The organism is Faecalibacter sp., assembly GCF_057177045.1.
In genome coordinates this window covers 1,979,377-2,000,921 of sequence record NZ_CM169987.1, presented here as the reverse complement: position 1 = coordinate 2,000,921, position 21,545 = coordinate 1,979,377, and the positions used below count along the sequence as shown (strand labels likewise).

The 21,545-nt window shown below is 34.5% G+C and carries 19 protein-coding genes; 13 read left to right on the top strand and 6 right to left on the bottom strand.

What is annotated here, in order from left to right; genetic code table 11:
* Window positions 1-29: 29 nt before the first annotated feature.
* From AC1QSP_RS09355 to AC1QSP_RS09345, 3 genes are read right to left on the bottom strand one after another with little or no spacing between them, the layout of a single operon-like run.
* A complete protein-coding gene (locus AC1QSP_RS09355; protein ID WP_484078468.1) occupies window positions 30-2,411 on the bottom strand; it encodes a GumC family protein in 2,382 nt (793 codons plus the stop codon).
* Between the two features lies 1 nt (window position 2,412).
* Window positions 2,413-3,162, bottom strand: a complete 750-nt coding sequence (locus AC1QSP_RS09350; RefSeq protein ID WP_484078467.1) for a polysaccharide biosynthesis/export family protein — start codon at window positions 3,160-3,162, stop codon at window positions 2,413-2,415.
* 2 nt (window positions 3,163-3,164) lie between these two features.
* Window positions 3,165-5,072: a polysaccharide biosynthesis protein gene (locus AC1QSP_RS09345; protein ID WP_484078466.1), complete on the bottom strand. Its 1,908-nt coding sequence runs from the start codon at window positions 5,070-5,072 to the stop codon at window positions 3,165-3,167.
* Window positions 5,073-5,363: 291 nt separating this feature from the next.
* On the opposite strand from AC1QSP_RS09345, the gene AC1QSP_RS09340 reads away from it, so the two are divergent.
* The 4 genes from AC1QSP_RS09340 to AC1QSP_RS09325 all read left to right on the top strand — a co-directional run bounded on the left by AC1QSP_RS09340 (window position 5,364) and on the right by AC1QSP_RS09325 (window position 8,049).
* Window positions 5,364-6,299: a ribose-phosphate pyrophosphokinase gene (locus AC1QSP_RS09340; RefSeq protein WP_484078465.1), complete on the top strand. Its 936-nt coding sequence runs from the start codon at window positions 5,364-5,366 to the stop codon at window positions 6,297-6,299.
* A gap of 46 nt (window positions 6,300-6,345) precedes the next feature.
* Window positions 6,346-6,930, top strand: coding sequence for a 50S ribosomal protein L25/general stress protein Ctc (locus AC1QSP_RS09335; protein WP_484078464.1), 585 nt, complete (start codon window positions 6,346-6,348; stop codon window positions 6,928-6,930).
* A gap of 133 nt (window positions 6,931-7,063) precedes the next feature.
* Window positions 7,064-7,498 (top strand): RrF2 family transcriptional regulator, encoded by a 435-nt coding sequence (locus AC1QSP_RS09330; protein WP_484078463.1) that lies wholly within the window; start codon window positions 7,064-7,066, stop codon window positions 7,496-7,498.
* Between the two features lie 56 nt (window positions 7,499-7,554).
* Window positions 7,555-8,049 carry a hemerythrin domain-containing protein gene (locus tag AC1QSP_RS09325; RefSeq protein ID WP_484078462.1) on the top strand — a complete coding sequence of 165 codons (495 nt, stop codon included), beginning with the start codon at window positions 7,555-7,557 and terminating at the stop codon, window positions 8,047-8,049.
* A gap of 125 nt (window positions 8,050-8,174) precedes the next feature.
* Here the strand turns inward: AC1QSP_RS09325 and AC1QSP_RS09320 are convergent, their stop codons facing one another.
* The 3 genes from AC1QSP_RS09320 to AC1QSP_RS09310 all read right to left on the bottom strand — a co-directional run bounded on the left by AC1QSP_RS09320 (window position 8,175) and on the right by AC1QSP_RS09310 (window position 11,790).
* A complete protein-coding gene (locus AC1QSP_RS09320; protein ID WP_484078461.1) occupies window positions 8,175-9,206 on the bottom strand; it encodes a glutaminyl-peptide cyclotransferase in 1,032 nt (343 codons plus the stop codon).
* A gap of 48 nt (window positions 9,207-9,254) precedes the next feature.
* The gene (gene ruvC / locus AC1QSP_RS09315; RefSeq protein ID WP_322971556.1) at window positions 9,255-9,803 is read right to left on the bottom strand and encodes a crossover junction endodeoxyribonuclease RuvC; all 549 of its coding nucleotides are present in this window, start codon (window positions 9,801-9,803) and stop codon (window positions 9,255-9,257) included.
* 472 nt (window positions 9,804-10,275) lie between these two features.
* On the bottom strand, window positions 10,276-11,790 hold the full coding sequence (locus tag AC1QSP_RS09310) for a GH3 auxin-responsive promoter family protein (protein WP_484078460.1): 1,515 nt from the start codon (window positions 11,788-11,790) through the stop codon (window positions 10,276-10,278).
* A gap of 52 nt (window positions 11,791-11,842) precedes the next feature.
* Between AC1QSP_RS09310 and AC1QSP_RS09305 the strand changes: the two genes are divergently transcribed.
* From AC1QSP_RS09305 to nuoF, 9 genes are all read left to right on the top strand, one after another.
* Window positions 11,843-12,634, top strand: a complete 792-nt coding sequence (locus AC1QSP_RS09305; protein ID WP_484078459.1) for a DUF2797 domain-containing protein — start codon at window positions 11,843-11,845, stop codon at window positions 12,632-12,634.
* 140 nt (window positions 12,635-12,774) lie between these two features.
* Window positions 12,775-13,209 carry a hypothetical protein gene (locus AC1QSP_RS09300; RefSeq protein ID WP_484078458.1) on the top strand — a complete coding sequence of 145 codons (435 nt, stop codon included), beginning with the start codon at window positions 12,775-12,777 and terminating at the stop codon, window positions 13,207-13,209.
* A gap of 98 nt (window positions 13,210-13,307) precedes the next feature.
* Complete coding sequence (mfd, locus tag AC1QSP_RS09295) at window positions 13,308-16,673, top strand: transcription-repair coupling factor (protein WP_484078457.1); 3,366 nt, start codon at window positions 13,308-13,310, stop codon at window positions 16,671-16,673.
* Between the two features lie 224 nt (window positions 16,674-16,897).
* Window positions 16,898-17,263, top strand: a complete 366-nt coding sequence (locus tag AC1QSP_RS09290) for an NADH-quinone oxidoreductase subunit A (protein WP_230477577.1) — start codon at window positions 16,898-16,900, stop codon at window positions 17,261-17,263.
* Window positions 17,264-17,294: 31 nt separating this feature from the next.
* Window positions 17,295-17,867: an NADH-quinone oxidoreductase subunit B gene (locus AC1QSP_RS09285; protein ID WP_322971561.1), complete on the top strand. Its 573-nt coding sequence runs from the start codon at window positions 17,295-17,297 to the stop codon at window positions 17,865-17,867.
* 14 nt (window positions 17,868-17,881) lie between these two features.
* Window positions 17,882-18,418 (top strand): NADH-quinone oxidoreductase subunit C, encoded by a 537-nt coding sequence (locus AC1QSP_RS09280; RefSeq protein WP_484078456.1) that lies wholly within the window; start codon window positions 17,882-17,884, stop codon window positions 18,416-18,418.
* Window positions 18,419-18,424: 6 nt separating this feature from the next.
* A complete protein-coding gene (locus tag AC1QSP_RS09275) occupies window positions 18,425-19,672 on the top strand; it encodes an NADH-quinone oxidoreductase subunit D (RefSeq protein ID WP_484078455.1) in 1,248 nt (415 codons plus the stop codon).
* 17 nt (window positions 19,673-19,689) lie between these two features.
* Complete coding sequence (locus AC1QSP_RS09270; protein WP_322971564.1) at window positions 19,690-20,181, top strand: NADH-quinone oxidoreductase subunit NuoE family protein; 492 nt, start codon at window positions 19,690-19,692, stop codon at window positions 20,179-20,181.
* Window positions 20,181-21,539: an NADH-quinone oxidoreductase subunit NuoF gene (gene nuoF, locus AC1QSP_RS09265; RefSeq protein WP_484078454.1), complete on the top strand. Its 1,359-nt coding sequence runs from the start codon at window positions 20,181-20,183 to the stop codon at window positions 21,537-21,539. Before AC1QSP_RS09270 ends, nuoF begins: the two co-directional genes overlap by 1 nt.
* The last annotated feature ends 6 nt before the right edge of the window (window positions 21,540-21,545 follow it).

Below are 21,545 nucleotides of genomic sequence, written 5' to 3'. Positions count from 1 at the left end.
AGCCTCAAGATTTTCTTGAGGCTTTTCTTTTATGATTTAAAACGCTTAAATATTTTTTTATAAAAAGGAGTGTTTTCTGTATAATTATAACCGTAACCATAGCCATAACCGTAGCCATAACCGTAACGGTAACCATAACCGCGATTCATATCTAAATCGTTAACCACCATGCTCATGTTTTTAAGAATTTTCTCTTGATACATTTGCTTTGGAATATCCATTACATTTTTATCTGTATAATTCGCACGAGAGATATATAAAGTAACATCTGCATCATCTGCAATTAATACGGTGTCTGTTACAAGATTAATTGGAGCCGTATCTACAATTACATAATCATAATGCTGTCGCGCATATTCAATAATTTTAGAGAAACGACCATTCATCAATAACTCTGCTGGATTGGGTGGAATATCTCCTGAATTGATGAAATCAAATGCATAATTAGAAATATTTTTATGGATAATTTCTTCAACCAAAACATTATCATCTGCTAAGAAATTGGTAACACCAGGAGTTCTACGAGGAATAGAATCGATATTAAGGTATTCCATAATTTTTGGATTACGAATATCGGCACCAATCAATAATACGCGATCATTTGAGAATGTCATAATTTGACTCAAGTTTGTTGCGATATAGGTTTTTCCTTCTCCAGAAATTGAGGATGTCACATAAATGATTTTACCAGTATCTCTTTGACTTTTGGTCATGAAATTAATATTGGTTCTTAACATTCGGAATGATTCTGCAGTCACCGAGTTATCATTATTCTTTACAATTTTAATGCGGCTGTTAGGAATTTGACCGACAATTGGAGCTCCTACTAATTTTTCTAAATCTTCTTTGGTATGGATTTTATTATTCAATAATTGACGTAAAAAGACAAAACCAAAAGGTACTGCTAAACCTAAAGCCAATGCACCAAGATAAATCATCTTAGAGTTTGGAGATACCAAACCAGTACCAATGGCACTATCTACTATTTTGATGTGCTCTGGACTAGCTGCTGCTTTAATTTCAGATTCTTCACGCTTTTGTAATAAGAACAAATAAAGTGCTTCAACAATTTGTTGCTGTCTTGAAATATCTTTGAATACACGTTCTTGAGATGGAATCTTTGATAAGCGCGTATTAATTCCTGATTTCTGAGTTTGTAATGAATTTATAGATGTTTGAACATTATTACGATACAATTTAAAACTTGATCGCAAATTGATTTTCAAATCATTAATTTGTTTTTGAATTGTCTTTACATCATCATGTTGTTCAGTTACGTTTTTTAGCTTTTCTTCTTTTGCGAGTACTAAATTATTGTATTGGTTGATGGTGTTGGTTATTGTACCATCAGTTAATCCAATATTTGTAGGTAATAAATTATCTCTGTTGTTTTGTAACGCACTATTCATAAAATCAACCAACGACAACTGATTGTGATAATCTAAAATCGCCTTTTCGGTTTGTGTCGCATTATTTAAATATAATCCAGATTCAGCTTCAAGATTGGTGATATTATTTGAAGATTTATAGGATTCTAAACTACGATCGACTCCCTGTAATTCTGCTGTTACAATTCCTAGACGTTCGTTGATAAATTTAGAAGTGGCATTCACGATTTTTACATCGTCATTAACTAAATCGTTATTGAACTCCTTGACAAGCTCGTCGATAAAAACATTTGCCCTTTTGGTAATATTATCAACCAACGAAATATTTAAAATTCGAGATCCATCCCCTAAAGCGGAAATTTGTACTCGACTTTTATAAGAATTGACTGTCGCTAAAAATGGAGCAAATTTGATGACTAATTCTGTTCCACGTTCAAATTTTAAATCCTTACCATCGTTGGCAACCAAAATAAAATCTCCGTAAGGATTCTGAATCTTTTGACCAAAATGATAAGATTTATTGGTTTCTACATTGGTGAATTGAGTTTGTGAATCAATACGGATATGATATGATCCGGATAAATTATCTTTGGTTGCTGTATCCGGTTGGATAAAAATAACTTTAACAGGAGAATCTTCTCTAAAAACTTCTATTTCTTTGATGCGTCCGACACGCGTATAAGTAATATTTAATTTATTGTTCTCGACTACTTTCGAAATAATTCTTCTTGATTTGATAATTTCAATCAGATCCGATAAATCAGAATCGGCTTCTTTACCTGTTATACGGCTATCTAATGCAGCAAGTTCTATATTTTTTGCATTCTTATCATTTACCAGAACTTTGGCAGATGATGAATACATATTTATTGCATAACGTAAGTAGGTGTGAGCTATACCTAGGGCGATAAGTGCACCAATGACAAATAGGTACCAAAATTTTAGATAAGGAAAAATTATCTCCCTCAGATCAAAAGACGAATTGGGGTCGTTCCCAAAATCAATCTCTTTATGCTTCTCCATTTTATAAACGTGTTATAATTGTTGTTATTGATAATACTAACCCAATAATCGATGCGGCAATTGTAATTGTACGTGTGCTCGATGCATTTTGTATAGCCGATTTATTTGGTTCAACATATACAACGTCATTTTGAGCAAGATAATACACTGGAGAATTAAAAATAGTACTTGAGGTTAAATCTACGCGATGAGATTCAACTTGACCTTCAGTATTACGAATAACCATAATGTTGTTACGCACACCATTAATTTTTAAATCACCTGCTAAACCAATGGCATCAATAATAGAAACTTTTTCAGAAGTTAATGTTTTTGTACCCGGGCTATTCACTTCCCCTAAAATGGTAATTTTAAAATCAACGAATGATACAGTGACTGTAGCATTTCGGATATAGATAGCGACTTTATCTTGAATGAGTTTTTGAGCTTCTACTCGGGTTAGACCTTTTACATTTACTTTTCCTAAGATAGGTAATTCAATTTCTCCATTTTCATCTACTAAATAGGTTTTCCCTTCGATATCATTAGAAGATGAACTTTGTTGATTGAAAGGGGCAGTAGTTGCAGGATCTGCTGCATAAACACTTACTCTTAATTTATCGTTTTTTTGAATTCTTGGAGTAACTTCTTCTACGATTGTACTAATTTTTTCAGCATCGTTAAAGTATACGACATCTTCTCTTTTCGCACAAGATGTGATGATTAGTGCAGAAAAACAACACAAAAATAGATGTAAGGATTTTAATTTCATTTTTATTTATCTAATAATTCAAAGGTAGAATTTTGTGAAATAAATTCAGGAACAATCTTTTTAATTTTTAAGACCAAAGCGTTATTATCTTTATTTTGTTCTGACGCTGTTGCAAATTGACATAATTCTGTAATTTTATCGTAAGTATGCTCGCAGCTGGAGTAATCAACTTTTGCAATCATAATCTTTTCATGATGGGTCTTAATCGTATTTTCATTATTGGCTAATAGTTCCTCATAAATTTTTTCTCCAGGGCGAAGTCCAATAATTTTTATGTCGATCTCTTCTGGGTAACGATATCCACTTAATCGAATCATTCGTTTGGCTAAATCAAAAATTTTCATCGACTCTCCCATGTCAAATACAAAGATTTCTCCACCATTACCCATTGTTCCTGCTTCTAAAACCAATTGACAAGCTTCGGGAATCGTCATGAAATAACGTGTGATTTCGGGATGCGTAACCGTTAACGGACCACCTTCATTCATTTGTCGTTTGAATAAAGGAATTACGGATCCATTCGATCCCAATACATTTCCAAATCGTGTGACAATATAATTTGTGTCAGATAAAGCATTCAGGCAATTCACATAGATTTCTGCGCATCGTTTGGTTGCTCCCATCACATTGGTCGGATTTACTGCTTTATCCGTTGATATCATTACAAATTTTTCCACCTTAAATTCATTCGCCAAGTCCGCCATTATCTTCGTTCCTTTGATGTTGGTGTTTACCGCTTCATAAGGATACTTTTCCATTAAAGGAACATGCTTATAGGCAGCAGCATGATAAATATAATCAGGCGAATAAGTATTGAAAATGTACCGCATACGGTTTTCATCCCTTACATTTCCGATAATAAATTCAATTTGATCAAGAAATTCCGATTTCATGTTTTGTTGAACATCATACAAGGCAGACTCAGCAATATCAATCAGAATTAGTTTTTTAAATTTTTTGCGTGCGACTTGACGAGCAATTTCACTTCCAATCGATCCTGCAGCTCCAGTGACTAAAATAATTTTGCCTTCTAACTCTTGATCTACAATAGGATTGTTTAACTGAATTGTGTCACGACCCAATAAATCGTCAATGTTAAGGTCTTTAATTTGTTTAGAGGAATAGTTATTATTTAACCAATCTTGTACAGCAGGTACAATTTTTACTTTTATTGGATATTTTGTTAACTCTTCTGAAATTCTTAAAAGTTCATTCTTTTTTATGTTCTGAATGGAGATAATCACTTCCTTAATGTCGTTCTGTTGGATAAATTCCTCGGATAGCGTTGAAGAATGACGAACCATTACACCATTGATTTTTTTTCCTGCTTTTTTATAATTGTCATCAATAAAACAGACCACTGAACAATCTGAACTGTGATCGGCCATTAATGTATTTAGTGTAATGACTCCTGAATCTCCTGCACCATAAATTAATACGTTTTTAGATTTTTTGCTATTTACTAAATAATGCGCATATAATGATTTATATGTTGTTCTTGCAAAAACCATGATGACGGTGGCTACAAAAGAATGAATAAATAAAACAGAATAAGATAAACGGTAGCGCTTTAAGACAATATCTTCAAAATCGAGTGTATTTCGAGCAATAATAGACAAAGTTAAAATTAAAAAAAATGCAAAAAGATTCGATAAAAATACATTTTGAGCATCTTTTAGTCCCGTTTGACGAATGACTCCTTTGTAAGTTCCAAAAATGATATAAAAAATTAAATATACTATTATTACTAGAGGGATTTTGTATAAAATATGAGTAAAATCAAAAGTTCCAGTGAAACTATTAATAATAAAACTACTGATAAAATATGAGAACCCAACGATACTTAAATCAATAAGTAAGATAACCCATCGGGGTAGGTTTTTAAGTAAATTGTCTTTTGTATTATCCATGTGTAAATAGCGTGCGAAAATTTTATAATAGCCGGTTGGATAGAATCAAAAATATATCATAATAATTCTATAAAACTATCTTAAATCTTTTAGGTGTTTACAAATATCTTAAAATATTTTAGACATTAAATCGTATTCATAATTATTCTTTTTCATTCTATAAAAAATAAATATTTATCGATTGGTAATTCAATAAGTACTAACCGTTAATAAAATTGCCAATTTTGAATTTTTTAACTTTACAATTCTTTGAAAAAATTGTAATTTTGCACAAAATTCCCCAAACAAACAATGGAACAATCAGCATTTCTTTTCTCAACACGTGGTTCACATGATTTGGCCACAAAAATCGCAGAACATTACGGTCAAGAATTAGGTAATTTAAAAATCGTACAATTTAGCGATGGAGAATTCACGCCGGCATTCGAACAACCAATTCGTGGGGCCCGCGTTTTCTTAATCGGATCTACGCATCAACCAACAGATAATTTAATGGAGTTATTATTAATGTGTGATGCAGCTAAACGTGCTTCAGCTAAATCAATCACCGTGGTTATTCCTTACTTTGGTTTTGCCCGTCAAGATCGTAAAGATGCTCCACGTGTACCAATCGGTGCTAAATTAGTAGCGAAAATGTTAATGTCAGCTGGTGCAACTCGTGTAATGACAATGGATTTACACGCAGATCAAATTCAAGGATTCTTCGAAATTCCTGTAGATCATTTATTTGCTTCAACCATCTTTGTTGATTACATCAATGGCTTAGGTTTAGATAATTTATGTATTGCTTCTCCAGATATGGGAGGTGCTAAACGTGCGAATACGTACGCAAAACACTTAAATGCAGATATCGTGATTTGTCATAAAGAGCGTAAAGTGGCTAACCAAGTAGAGAACATGATGTTGATTGGAGAAGTAGAAGGTAAAAATGTCATTTTAGTGGATGATATGATTGATACTGCTGGTACGTTAGCAAAAGCTGCCGAGTTAATCATGTCAAAAGGTGCAAAATCTGTACGTGCAATTGCAACTCACGGAATCCTTTCTGGACCTGCATTTGAGCGTTTACAAGACTCAATGTTAACAGAAATTGCTGTAACTGATAGTATTCCATTAAAAAAGACTGGTGTAGATAAAATAAAAGTGTTATCTTGCGCTCCGCTTTTTGCTGATGTTATGCATTTAGTTCATGACAATAAATCAATTAGCCAACGCTTTGTAATCTAATCAATTACAAGCTTATAAAGAATTTTAATTTTTATATTTATATATTATGAAATCTATTTTAATCCAAGGTGTTAAAAGAGAAAACGTAGGTAAAGTTGCTACGCGTGCCTTACGTAATGCTGAACAAGTACCTTGTGTAATCTATGGTGGAACTGAACCAATTCACTTTGCTGCTGACGAAAAAGCATTCAAAGGATTAGTTTATACTCCAGAAGCTCACACAGTTACTATCGAGTTAGCTGATGGGTCTAAATTTGAGGCTATCTTACAAGATATCCAATTCCACCCAGTAACAGATCGTATCATCCACGCTGATTTCTACCAATTAGACGAGAACAAACCAGTTACTATGGAAGTTCCAGTTCGTTTAGTAGGACGTGCTCGTGGTTTAGTTGCCGGAGGGGTTTTACGTTTCAACATGCGTAAAGTTAAAGTTCGTGCTATTCCAGCTAACTTACCAGACGAAATCGAAATCGACATTACTCCAATGAGAATTGGACACAAAATGTACATCGAGTCTTTAAAGAACGAAAAATACTCTTTCGCTCACCCAGACAACGCTGTAGTAGTAGCGATCCGTACTTCTCGTAACGCTGTTAAAGATGCGGACGTTGATGAAGATGAAGAATAATCAATATCTTTTTTAATATAAAAACCACTCCATTGGAGTGGTTTTTTTTGGGGTTATTTTTTAATCAGATAAATTTGTCCGAAATAAAATAATTTCTATATTTGCCCTATAATTAAAAGATTAAGAAGTAAGAATGTTTTCAAAAGCGTGTGAGTACGGGATTAAGGCGAGTATCTATATCGCTCGTGAATCAATCGGTGGAAACCGCGTGAATTTGAAACAAATTGCAGATTCAATCAATTCACCAGAAGCCTATACAGCGAAAATTTTACAACAATTAGTAAAACATGGAGTCATCCATTCTGTAAAGGGTAAAATGGGAGGATTTGAAGTTGATCCAAGCTTATTGTCAGAAATTAAATTGGTTCATATCATTAAAGCCATTGATGGTGATGGATTATACCATAGCTGTGTATTGGGATTGAATGAATGCGATGCAAAAAGACCATGTGCCTTACACAAACGAATTTTTATGATTAGAAAAGATTTACAACGCATGTTGGAAGTGACATCAATGAATGATTTAATTGATGACATTGATAATGGGTTAGCCTTTTTAAAGCATTAAAAAAAATTGAAATTAAATAAGACAAAAATATCCGAATATAAATTAGCTATAAGAATATGAAACGAATTGCCGAAAATCAATCAACCGCACCTATCAGTTTGACAACTCATCACGCGATGTCTATTTACGAAGCATGTTCCAAACATCATAAAACGTTATTTTTCTGTTGGAATATTCGTACGGGAATTGATCGAGGAGTAGAATTAAGTCGTATTGTTGCTTATGTAAAGTGGTATGGGGAGTTTATTCTTTTTCCTAAATTGGAAATTGAGGAGCAATTTATTTTCACGATTCTGAATGAAGACCATTATTTGGTTAAACGTGCTTTAAAAGAACATCGTCGCATTCGTCGCCTTTTTAAATTTGGTACAAACCCAATGAAAAATTTAATTTATATCGAAGAAGAATTGGATTTGCATATCCGATTTGAAGAAAAAAATATATTAACTGAAGTAGAGCATTTAGCAACACCAAAACAGTTAAAAGAGATTAATGATAAAATGAATCAATTGCTTACAAATGCCAATTGGCATGATCAATTTTGGGTGTAGGATTGAGCATATATTACATAAATTTTTTAGATGATTTTTGATTAATAAGAATTCTATTTGCAGTGTGAATTTTTATTTGTGGTAAAAAGAAAGCCTCACCATTGGGTGAGGCTTTCTTTTATGAATTATAATGGTTTCTTAATTTTTACTTCATATATGTGATCCCATTTTTTACCTGTCACTAACATAGTGTCACCTTTAAATGCAATCCCATTTAAAACATCCGCTTGTGGATTGGTTTGTTTTGTTTTTAATTCACTTAAATCAATTTTAGCTTTTACTTGACCTGTTTCTGGCGCTATAACTAAAATAATTCCTGATTCATACACGTTGGCGTAAATCAAACCGTCATGATATTCCAATTCATTTAATTTTAAATAAATATTTTCACTGTCTACCGCTTGGATGGTACGAACGTAATTTAGATCTTTATCAAAGAATTGAATACGTTGTGTTCCTTCAGAAATGGCTAATTGGTCACCAACTGTAGTGATTCCCCAACCTTCCATCACTGTTCCTGGTAAATTGAATTGCTCTAATTGTTTAAAGTTTTGATCGTATTTAAATCCTACACGATCTTGCCAAGTTAATTGATAGATCACACCATTTAATTCTGTAATTCCTTCACCAAAAACATCCTCAACGATTTTATATTCGTTTTCGGCCTTGGCTTCACCCAATTTATATTTAGCTAAATACGTTTCGTTACGTAAACCTGTTCCTTCATAGATGTATCCATCTTTGTAGTAAAATCCTTGTGTAAAATATTTATTATCGTGTGGATAGGTATTAACGACTTCGTAAGTCCAGGTAGAAGCAGGTTCATTACCTAAGACCATAAACGTAAACTCTCTTGAATTTAAGACTTCGGTCCCTTTTAAAAATTCAATAAAAATAGAATGATTTCCTAAGCCCACGATATCTTTACTAATCGTCGCTCCATTCGGAACTTCTTTACCATCAATCGTCAAGCGAACGTTGTCCACACCTTCTAAAGCTGAGAAATCAATGGATAATTTATCTCCAAATTTCATTCGCTTTTGTTCGATAGCAGATACTAATTCAGTAATTGCATTGTTATTTGCACTGGCATCATCTTTACAAGAAAATGTAACCATCGTAGAGGCTATAGCAGCCAATAAAAATATCTTTTTCATAGAAATAATTTCTAATTCTGTCTGTTTATTAATCAGTATACAAATATATTATTTTGATCGACTTGGATTAGCTTTTACAAAAGCATCCCAACCCGAATAGGATTTTTGTTTGGCAACACCTGTTCCAGAATTCAAATAATGGCAAACGGCAGCTGCTAAACCATCTGTCGAATCTAAACGTTTGGGTAATTCTTTTAATCCCACCAAATGTTGTAACATTCCAGCGACTTGCTCTTTGGAAGCGTTTCCATTTCCTGTGATAGCCATTTTAATTTTTCGAGGTGCATATTCAGTAATTGGAATTTCGCGAGATAAACAAGCAGCAATACAAACGCCTTGTGCACGTCCAAGTTTCAACATCGATTGTGCATTTTGTCCTAGGAAAGGAGCTTCAATGGCTAATTCATCCGGATGATATTGATCGATTAATGCAATTGTTTTTTCAAAAATCTTCTTCAATTTCATTTCGTGATTGGGTAACTTGTGTAATAATAATTCGTCTAAAGTAATTAACGAAATTTTATTTCCTACAACTTTTATCAATCCAAATCCCATTACGGTTGTTCCCGGGTCAACGCCTAAAATGATTCTTTCCATTACGACAAAATTACAATAAATTATGCCGAATTTCGTCTTGCATGAATGTTTCCAAAGAGCGAATGGGTTAACAATTGTTCGTACTTCTCTTTTTAAGGGACCTTCATGATATTATTTTATTCAATGTATATTATTGAATCTTTAACAGGGGCAAAACAATTTTTTCACTCATTATCATTGATGCTATAGTTATTGGTTCATCTTTCATTAAGATTTTATCTCCCAAAATTTCCAGAGTTATCATTTTTGAAAATTGGAATTCTTCAAATAAGATGTTCTAAAACTCCCTTTCTTTACATAAAGCAAACCTATCAACAGATTATTATAAATCTGAAAGTTAATTTCTACCATTTGATGGAATTTACCTATATCGGAGGTGGTTTACGCCATAACTTCAACTTCTTAGTTTAAAGTTACTAATTTTAACAGACGCAAATAAAAAAGGTTAGAATAAATTCTAACCTTAAGTGTATTAAAAATGATGTTGATTTAATTCTAAAATCGGATCGATATACTCACGCGTATTGGCTAAGCGAGGAACTTTATTTTGTCCTCCGATTTTACCTCTTCGCTTCATCCATTCAAAAAATAAACCTTTCTTGGCTTGATGAACGACAGGAGGATTTAAAGTAATATTCTTATAACGTTTGGCTTCGTAATCCGAATTAATTTCTTGTAATTTTAAGTCTAACACTTCAACAAATTTTTGGAAATCATTCGGTTCTCTACTAAATTCAATGATCCATTCGTGTGCTCCTTTTTCATTTTCAGTCATAAAAATTGGTCCTGCAGAATATTCCTCAACAATTGCTCCAGTAGCATCACATGCTGCTTTTAATCCCGTTTCAGCATTATCAATAATTAATTCCTCACCAAAGGCATTGATGTAATGTTTCGTACGTCCTGAAACTACAATTCTGTGCGGATTTGTCGATGTGAATCGTACTGTATCACCAATAATATAGCGCCAAAGTCCACCATTTGTCGTAATGACCATGGCATAATTTTTACCAACTTCTACTTGAGAAATGTTTAAATAAGTAGGATGTTCAGATCCGAATTCTTCCATTGGAATAAATTCGTAAAAAATCCCGTTATCCAAAAGCAATAATAGATCTTTAAAATCTTTTTGATCTTGTATTCCAAAAAAGCCTTCAGAAGCATTATAGATTTCAAAGTAATTTAGATTTCCCTTTGTAATTCCTTTATAATTTTCGGCATATGGCGTAAAACTAATTCCTCCATGAAAGAACACTTCCAAATTCGGCCATAATTCGTCAATATAATTTTTACCCGTTTTTTCTAGCACATGATTTAACATGACCAACATCCACGATGGAACTCCTGTCAAACATCCAACATCTTCATGGATAACTGCATTTGAAATAGCTTCCATTTTCGCTTCCCATTCTGTCATCAACGAGATTTCCTTGTTTGGAATATTCTTCATTTCGGCATAGAAGGGTAAATTATCAATTAGAATGGCTGATAAATCTCCAAATCGCGTATCATATTGTTGATACAATTCACTGCTTCCACCAATTCTTAGATTTTTGTGAAGAAATATATTGGTTTCAGGTACTGCATTTAAGTATAATGCAAACATGGTTTTACCTGCGGCATAATGACAATCTTCTAACGACTCTTGGGAAATTGGAATAAATTTACTTTTAGCATTCGTGGTTCCGGATGATTTAGCAAACCATTTAATTTTACCTGGCCAAGTCACATCTTTTTCACCTTTACGAGCTAACTCGATGTAGGGCTCAAAATCTTCATAAAAAACCGACGGGACACGTTCCTGAAATTTCTGAATTGTTTTTACCTCATCAAAACCAAACTCTTTTCCGTAGATCGTAGATTTTGATTTATTGATGTTGTGAAATAAAACTCTTTCCTGTGTTCCTAAAGGATTTTTGATGCTATCTTCAATAGCCTTCATACGACTACGCATCATAATCTCCATTATCTTATTCACTAATCCCATTCGTCAAAAATTTGTAGATTTACTCACAAATTTAATTAAACTTTGAATAGATATGCAGTTTGAGGGACAAATTCGTAAAATGATTACTGAAAACGGGAATCCAGTAAAGTATTACTGGGATTTCAACCATGATTTTGTGACGATGAATCGCCTTTTAGGGAAGCGAATTAAAATCAATTTTGATCATTACGATTGTTTAGGATGTAGAGAAGATAAAGAAATTTATCAAATGGGTTACTGTAAGAATTGCTTCTTTACTTTACCTCAAGCTAATCCTAGTATTATTAGTCCTGAAAAATCAACTGCACATTTAGGAATTGAACAACGCGATTTGGAATGGGAAAAGAAATTTGAATTACAACCTCATGTCGTTTATTTAGCCAATTCTTCTGGTATTAAAGTAGGGGTAACTCGCGAAACGCAGATTCCAACGCGTTGGATTGATCAAGGGGCTTCAGAAGCTATTATTATTGCACGTACGACCAATCGTTTTGAGGCAGGAATGATTGAGGTATCGTTAAAAGATGTAATGGCCGATAAAACCAATTGGCAACGCATGTTAAAAAATGATGTTCCTGACATTAACCTGTATGAACAATTCGAAATTGTAAAACAACACGTAAATCCAGAGTTTCAACAATTTTTAGTAGATGAACCAGAAGTTTATCAATTAGATTATCCCGTTTTAGAATATCCAGCCAAAGTAAAATCTACAAATCTGAAAAAAACGCCTGAAATTGAAGGTGTATTGAAAGGCATCAAAGGTCAATACTTAATTTTTGATGATAATTCGGTTTTCAATGTTCGTGGACACGAAGGTTTCTATGTGAAAGTTGAGATTTAATATTTAAAAATGATAAAATATAAAAGCGTATCAGTAATGATGCGCTTTTTTTAATGTGGTGAATTTTAGTTAAATAAATTATGAAATATTTAAAATTTTGTTAACTTAGTTCTAATCAAAAACACAAAAAAATTACACTTATGAGTATAAATAAGGTTTTCTTAGGTATTGCAGTTGTTTCTGCAATTGGACTAACTTCTTGTGGAGGGAAGAAAAAAGGAGAATTACAAAAATATCAAATTGAGCGTCCTGCATTAGACGTGTTTAAATATCGTGAAACAGTACAGGATTCTTTACCATTCGTTTTAGAAGGGTTAACGGAAGCCCAAATAAAAGAACCGCAAGCAAAATTTGGTAAAATCGATATCTTCAATTTAAAAGATGTTAAAGAAGAAGATGATAATGGACAAGTGGTGTATGTATCAACTTACGATGTGGAATATGAAACAGGTGTAGGTACAGAAACATTCAAAATTAAATCGATCAAGAAAAAACCGAAAGTTGTAGGATATTCTTATGATATTAAAGAAAAAGCAGCAACTGTAGATACAGTGAAAGTTGATTCTGTAAAATAAAACCTAAAAGGAAGTCTTCGGATTTCCTTTTTTCTTTAACAAACTTCTATAATTCAAGGTTTTTAGAAAAAAGAGAGAATCGTTATCTTTGTTCTACTTTGGAACAAAAAACAATTCATAACGTCCTGAGCTTATACGATTCTTCAGAATTCGTACAGAAGCTTATTTCTACTTTTAAAGGAAATCCAACCGAAAAAGTCAACATCAAAGGTTATCTAGGTTCTGGATTAAGTATTCTAACGGCACAATTGCATCAGCGTTTCGCACGTCCAATCATTGTTTTAGTGGATGATAAAGAAGAAGCGGCGTATTATTTAAATGACTTAGAATCAATTTTTTCGAAAGAGGAAGTTCTTTTCTTCCCAAGTTCATATCGTCGTCCTTACGAAATCGAAGAAGTACAAAATGCCAATGTCGTGATTCGTACAGAGGTTTTAAATGCCCTATCAGCCAAGAAACCAAGAATTATCGTGACCTATAGCGATGCATTGTTGGAAAAAGTGGTGACGAAATCGGCCTTAACGTCGAATACGTTAAAAGTAAAAGTTGGGACTGAATTAGGGATTGAATTCATCACCGATATGCTGTTCGAATACAATTTCAATAAAGTGGATTTTGTGTCTGAACCAGGTGAATTCTCGATTCGTGGGGGAATTATTGACGTGTTCTCTTTTGCGGGTGAACATCCGTATCGTATTTCGTTGTTTGGTGATGAGGTAGAAACGATTCGTACATTTGATATTGATACGCAATTATCCATCGAAACAACCAAAGAAATCAGTATTATTCCGAATTTAGAGAATAAGGCGATAGATGAAAAACGAGAAAGTTTCTTGCAATACATTCCAAAGGATACACTTTTTGTCACAAAGAATATCGAAGTCATATCAAATCAAATCAAGAAGAATTTCGAGAAAGCGGAAGAGATTTTTGTTAATTTAAATTCAGAAATTAAGCGTGCTGAACCAAAGGATTTATTCTTGGATCAAAATGGATTTCTGCATCAATTGGTAAATTTTGGATTGATTGAAATTTCGAACAAATCCTATTTCGAAACAGTTGAAATATTCGAATCACCTTTCAAACCACAACCTTCATTCAATAAACAATTTGAATTATTGATTGAAAACCTAAACGAATACAAAGACAAAGGTTATCGTAATGCATTGTTATGTTCGAATGAAACGCAAATCAAACGTTTCGAGGAAATCTTTGAAGATATCGGGAAAGATGTGGCCTATATTCCAGTTTTAGGTTCGCTTTATCAAGGATTTGTGGACGAAGAATTACAGATTACGTGCTATACGGATCACCAAATCTTCGAACGTTACTACAAATACAATGTACGTTCTTCATTTGCGAAAAAGGAATCGATTACTTTAAAAGAAATCAATACACTTCAAGTCGGAGATTTCGTGACCCACATTGATTATGGTGTGGGGAAATTTGCTGGATTAGTTACGGTGGATAACAATGGAACAAAACAAGAATCGATAAAATTGATTTATCAGAACAACGATATCTTGTATGTCAATATCCATTCATTACATAAGATTGCGAAGTTTCGAGGGAAAGATGGTGCTGAACCAAAAATCTCTAAATTAGGTTCGCCTGCTTGGAAAAATCTAAAGAATAAAACCAAAGCGAAAGTCAAAGAAATTGCTTTCGATTTAATCAAGTTATATGCGAAACGTCGTACACGAAAAGGTTTTGCATTTTCTCCAGATACTTATTTACAAACCGAATTAGAAGCTTCGTTTATTTACGAGGATACGCCAGATCAATTCAAGGCGACTCAAGATGTAAAAGCTGACATGGAATCAGACCGTCCAATGGATCGTTTGGTTTGCGGTGATGTGGGATTTGGTAAAACAGAGGTCGCGATTCGTGCCGCTTTAAAAGCTGCTGTAGATGGTAAGCAAGTTGCAGTTTTAGTGCCAACAACGATATTAGCTTTTCAACATTTTAAAACCTTTTCTGAACGTTTGAAAGATTTGCCGGTAAAAGTGGCTTATCTAAATCGTTTTGTAACGGGTAAAAAAAAGAAAGAAACCTTAGATGGATTAAAGTCAGGTCAAGTCGATATTATCATTGGGACACACCAATTGGTGAATTCGAAATTGGAATATAAAGATCTTGGTTTATTAATCATCGATGAAGAACATAAATTCGGTGTAGCCGTAAAGGATAAGTTAAAGACGTTGCGTGAAAATATCGATACATTAACATTAACAGCAACACCAATTCCGCGTACGCTACAATTCTCATTGATGGCGGCACGTGATTTATCAGTCATTAAAACGCCTCCACCTAACCGTCAACCAGTCGAAACGCAATTGGTGGGGTTTAATGAGGAAGTTTTCCGTGATGCGATCATGTACGAGATGCAACGTGGAGGTCAAGTTTATATCATTCATAACCGTGTACAATCCTTAAAAGATATTGCAGGAATGGTGCAACGTTTGGTGCCAGATGCTCGTGTAGCAACGGGTCACGGTCAAATGGAAGGAAAAGAATTAGAAGCTGTACTTTTAGATTTTATCGATGGGCGTTACGATGTGTTTGTATCCACAACAATCATCGAATCGGGATTAGATGTACCCAATGCCAATACGATTTTAATCAACGATGCCCAAAATTTCGGTTTAGCTGATTTACACCAAATGCGTGGTCGTGTGGGGCGTAGTAACCGTAAAGCTTTTTGTTATTTGGTAGCACCTCCAATTTCTGTTTTAACAGAAGAAGCGCGTAAACGTTTACAAGCGATCGAGCAGTTTTCAGATTTAGGTTCAGGATTCAATATTGCGATGAAAGATTTAGAGATTCGTGGTGCTGGAAACCTTTTAGGAGGAGAACAAACTGGATTTATGATGGATATTGGTTTTGAAACGTATCAAAAGATTTTAAACGAAGCAATTGAAGAATTAAAAGATACGGATTTCAAAGATTTATTCGAAGAAGAACGCAATAGTCAAATCACTGAATATGTGAAAGAAGTACAGATTGATACGGACTTACAAGTGCAACTTCCCGATGATTATATCGAAAGTTCAGAAGAGCGTTTAATCCTATACAAAGACTTAGCAGAAATTGAAGATTATCCAACGTTGGAAAAATTCAGAGTTAATTTAATTGACCGTTTTGGTGAATTACCAAAAGAAGCTGAAAATCTATTGTTATCAATTGAATTGAAATGGGTTTCTAAAAAATTAGGTTTTGAAAAAGTGGTATTGAAAAAAGGAGTAATGCTTGGGTATTTCATTTCTAAGCCACAATCCGAATTTTATCAATCAGAGGAATTTAGAATTGTTTTAAATAACGTTCAAGCTAACCCTCAAAACATTAGTTTTAAAGAAAAACCACCAAAGAACGGGGAGGAATTCCCATCTTTATATTTAAGGTTTGAAAACGTGAAAAATGTCAAACAAGCCCTTGAATACTTGAATAAATTAACGATAAGTTAAAAAAATGTTTAAATAATTTAAAGATAAATAATTGCCCAAGAGGATAAGCTGAATTGCTTATCCTCTTTTTTTATTCTTATACTTCATTGTCTGTATAAGATAAAGATACATTGTAATTATTAAATCAAGAATTATAACAAATTGATACAAAATGTCTTAATGCTTTAAATTCTCGTAATTATTATTATTTTTAGCGCTCAAAACCACAAAAAAATAGTTCTATTATGGAAACATCATATAATTATCTTCCAATTTTAATCTTATTCATCTGCGCTTTTGCATTTGTGGCGATTACAATTGTTGCGACTCATTTTTTAGGTCCATCGCGTAAGACGGACGAGAAGTTAGAGAACTTTGAATCAGGAATCGAGAAACAAGGAAATGCCCGTCAACCTTTTGCCATTAAATACTTCTTGGTTGCGATTTTATTCGTGTTATTCGATGTTGAGGTAATTTTCTTCTATCCGTATGCAGCCAACTTCAAAGAATTAGGTTGGGAAGGATTTGCAGCAGTTGTTACGTTCGTCGGGTTATTCTTCGTGATGTACGCGTATGCACGTAAAAAAGGTGCATTAAACTGGGAAAAATAATCTTCTGTTTTACTTCTAAAAAAATCACATAATGATACATAATAAAAGACCTGTAACGCATAATACAAACGTAAAGGTTGTAGATGCGCCAGAAGGACATATGGGCGAAGGATTTATGGCGATGCAATTATCAAAAGTAGTTGGATTGGCACGTAAAAATTCAATTTGGCCATTGCCTTTTGCGACAAGTTGTTGTGGAATTGAGTTTATGGCAACAATGGGTTCGACATACGATTTAGCACGTTTTGGATCAGAGCGTTTAGCGTTCACGCCTCGTCAATGTGACTTGTTGATGGTGATGGGAACAATCTCTAAGAAAATGGCGCCTGTATTAAAGCAAGTATATATCCAAATGGCTGAACCTCGTTGGGTTATCGCTGTTGGAGCTTGTGCAAGTTCAGGAGGCGTTTTTGATACGTATTCTGTTTTACAAGGAATCGATGAGGTAATTCCGGTGGATGTGTATGTCCCAGGTTGTCCACCTCGTCCAGAAGCCATTTTAGATGGGGTAATGCGTATACAAGAGTTGGTAGAAACCGAAAGTGTTCGCCGTCGTAGTAGCCCAGAATATCAAGAATTATTAGCAAGTTACGGAATCAAATAAGAACGTCAAACGAGATGGAAAATAGTTTTATTAAAGACCGTTTGGTTCACAAATTCCAAGAACATATTTACGGTTGGGAAGAACAGCACGGAATGTTAATCATTCATGCTGATAAAGAATACAATCTAAAGATTATTCAATATTTGGTGGATGATGAGCAATTAGGATTTAAGTTTTTAACAGACTTAACGGCGATTCATTATCCAAACCATACAGACGAAGAGTTAGTGGTAACATACTTATTATATAATATGTATAAGAATAAGTATGTGCGTTTAAAATTTGCTTTACCGATTACAGAGCCAAAAATTTTTACGGCGACTAAAATCTTCGAAACAGCCAATTGGTTAGAAAGAGAATGTTATGATTTCTTCGGTGTCGACTTTGTCGGTCATCCGAATTTAATCCGAATTATGAACGTGGATGAAATGGATTATCATCCTTTACGTAAAGAATATCCATTAGAAGATCAAACGCGTCGTGATAAAGACGATGAAATGTTCGGTCGAGGTGGTGATTTCAATTTTGGACATTTTAACGTTAAATCTTAATGAACAATGGCGAAAGATAAAGTAGTAAAAGAAAAAGGAGGTACAATCGAACTTCCAGATGGTTCATTAGAGAAAAGCACAATTACGCTGAACCTTGGACCTACACACCCTTCAACACATGGGGTTTTCCAAAATATATTAGAAATTGACGGGGAGATTATCAAATCAGCTGTACCAACAGTAGGTTACATTCACCGTGCATTCGAGAAGATTGCAGAACGTCGTCCATTGTATCAAATTACACCTTTAACAGACCGATTAAACTATTGTTCGGCGCCACTAAACAATTTAGGTTGGCACCTAACCGTAGAGAAATTCGTTGGAATCGAAATACCTAAACGTGTTTCTTATATGCGTGTGATTTTAATGGAATTAGCACGTATTGCCGACCATATCGTTTGTAACTCGATTATGGGTGTAGATTCAGGAGCTTTTACAGGGTTCCTTTATATGATGAAATACCGTGAGTTGATTTACGAAATCTACGAAGAAATTGGAGGTTCTCGTTTAACAACGAACATTGGTCGTATTGGAGGTTTCGAGCGTGATTTCTCTGAAGTTGCGTGGCAAAAAATCAACCGTTTCGTCAAAGAATATCCAGATGTTTTACGCGAATTCGAATCGTTATTTGTGCGTAACCGAATCTTTATGGATCGTACAATTGGCGTCGGAGGAATTTCTGCAGAACGTGCCTTAAACTACGGATTTACAGGTCCAAATTTACGTGCAGCTGGTGTAGATTACGATGTGCGTGTCGCAAAACCATATTGTCGTTACGAAGAATTTGAATTTGAAATTCCAGTCGGAACAACAGGTGATTGTTACGATCGTTTCTTAGTGCGTAACCAAGAAATGTGGCAATCGTTAAGCATCATCGAACAAGCATTAGAAAAAATTAACGCATTAGAAGGGGAGGAAGCTACAAAGCACCACGCCGATGCGCCAGAATATTATTTACCACAGAAGAAGGACGTTTACACAAAAATGGAAGCTTTAATCTATCACTTCAAAATTATTATGGGAGAGGTAGAAATGCCAGTAGGCGAAATTTACCATTCCATCGAAGCTGCGAATGGTGAGTTAGGATTCTATTTAGTATCAGACGGAGGTCGTTCACCTTATCGTTTACATTTCCGCCGTCCTTGTTTCATTTATTATCAAGCTTATCCCGAATTAATTACTGGATCAATGATTTCAGATGCCATCATCACGATGAGTAGTTTGAATTTGATTGCGGGTGAGTTAGATGCGTAACTAAAACTACAAAGAAAATGAGTATTCAGTTTTCAGAGAAAACACAACGAAAAGTCGAGGAAATCATCGCGCGTTATCCAGAAGGAAAACAAAAAAGTGCGTTGATTCCAATTTTACACGTTGCACAAGAAGAGTTTGGAGGTTGGTTAGATACGCCTCATTTAGATTATGTCGCTCAAGTCTTAAATATTTTACCGGTAGAGGTGTATGAGGTAGCATCGTTTTATACGATGTTCAACTTAAAGCCTGTAGGAAAGTATGTGTTAGAGGTTTGTCAAACAGGACCTTGTATGTTACGTGGTTCAGACAAAATCATCGAACACATCAAGACCAAATTAAATATCAAAGAAGGTGAAACTTCAGCGGATGGGTTATTTACTTTAAAACCAGCTGAGTGTTTAGGCGCTTGTGGCTATGCACCAATGATGCAATTGGGTAAAACGTATCGTGAGAATTTAACGATAGAGAAGGTCGACGAATTATTAGAAGAATTGAAAAAATTAGCCTAATGGGACAAAAGTTATTATTGAAAAATATTGATGTTCCAGGGATTCGATATTTTAAAACTTACTTCGAAAATGGAGGGTATGCCAATGCAGCAAAAGCCTTAAAAATGACACCAGACGAAATCTTAGAAGAAGTAAAAACTTCAGGATTGCGTGGTCGTGGTGGTGCAGGTTTCCCAACAGGAATGAAGTGGAGTTTCCTTGCGAAACCAGAAGGTGTTCCAAGACACTTGGTGGTAAATGCCGACGAATCTGAGCCTGGAACGTTTAAAGACCGTTTCTTGATGGAATATATTCCTCATTTATTAATTGAAGGAGTTTTGATTTCATCATATTGTTTAGGTTCAAATACTTCTTACATCTACATCCGTGGAGAATATGCTTGGGTAGCTGAAATTTTAGAAGAAGCTATCGCTGAAGCAAGAGAAGCGGGATGGTTAGGGCAAAACATCCAGGGTTCTGGTTTTGATTTAGAAATCTATGTACAACGTGGAGGTGGAGCTTACATCTGTGGTGAAGAAACGGCTTTATTAGAATCTCTTGAAGGTAAACGTGGAAACCCAAGATTAAAACCACCTTTCCCAGCGGTAAAAGGATTATGGGGAAGACCAACAGTGGTTAATAATGTTGAAACGATTTCAGCTGTTGTGCCAATCATCGAAATTGGTGGAAAAGCGTATTCAGAAAGAGGAGTTGGACGTTCAACAGGAACAAAATTAATTTCTGCGTGTGGAAACATTAATAAACCAGGTGTTTATGAAATTGATTTTGATTTATCGGTGGAAGAATTCATTTACTCAGAAGAATATTGTGGTGGAATTGCCAATGGAAAACGTTTAAAAGCTTGTATTCCTGGAGGTAGTTCAGTTCCAATTGTTCCAGCGAATTTATTGTTAACAACATCAGACGGATCACCTCGTTTAATGAACTACGAAAGTTTATCAGAAGGTGGATTTCAAACCGGAACAATGTTAGGTTCGGGAGGATTTATCGTCTTAGATGAAGATCAAGATATCGTTTATCATACCTACACATTAGCACGTTTTTATCGTCACGAATCGTGTGGTCAATGTTCACCTTGTCGTGAAGGAACAGGTTGGATGGAGAAAATCCTGAAGCGCATTCACGAAGGACAAGGAAAAATGTCCGACATCGAATTGTTATGGGATGTTCAACGTAAAATCGAAGGAAATACGATTTGTCCATTAGGGGATGCAGCGGCTTGGCCAGTTGCAGCCGCAATTCGTCACTTCCGTGATGAATTCGAATGGCACATCAACAATCCAGAAGAATGTTTAGTTCGTAATTATGGTTTAGCAGATTATGCCAAACCGAGAGAAATAATTCAAACCACAAATTAATACGAA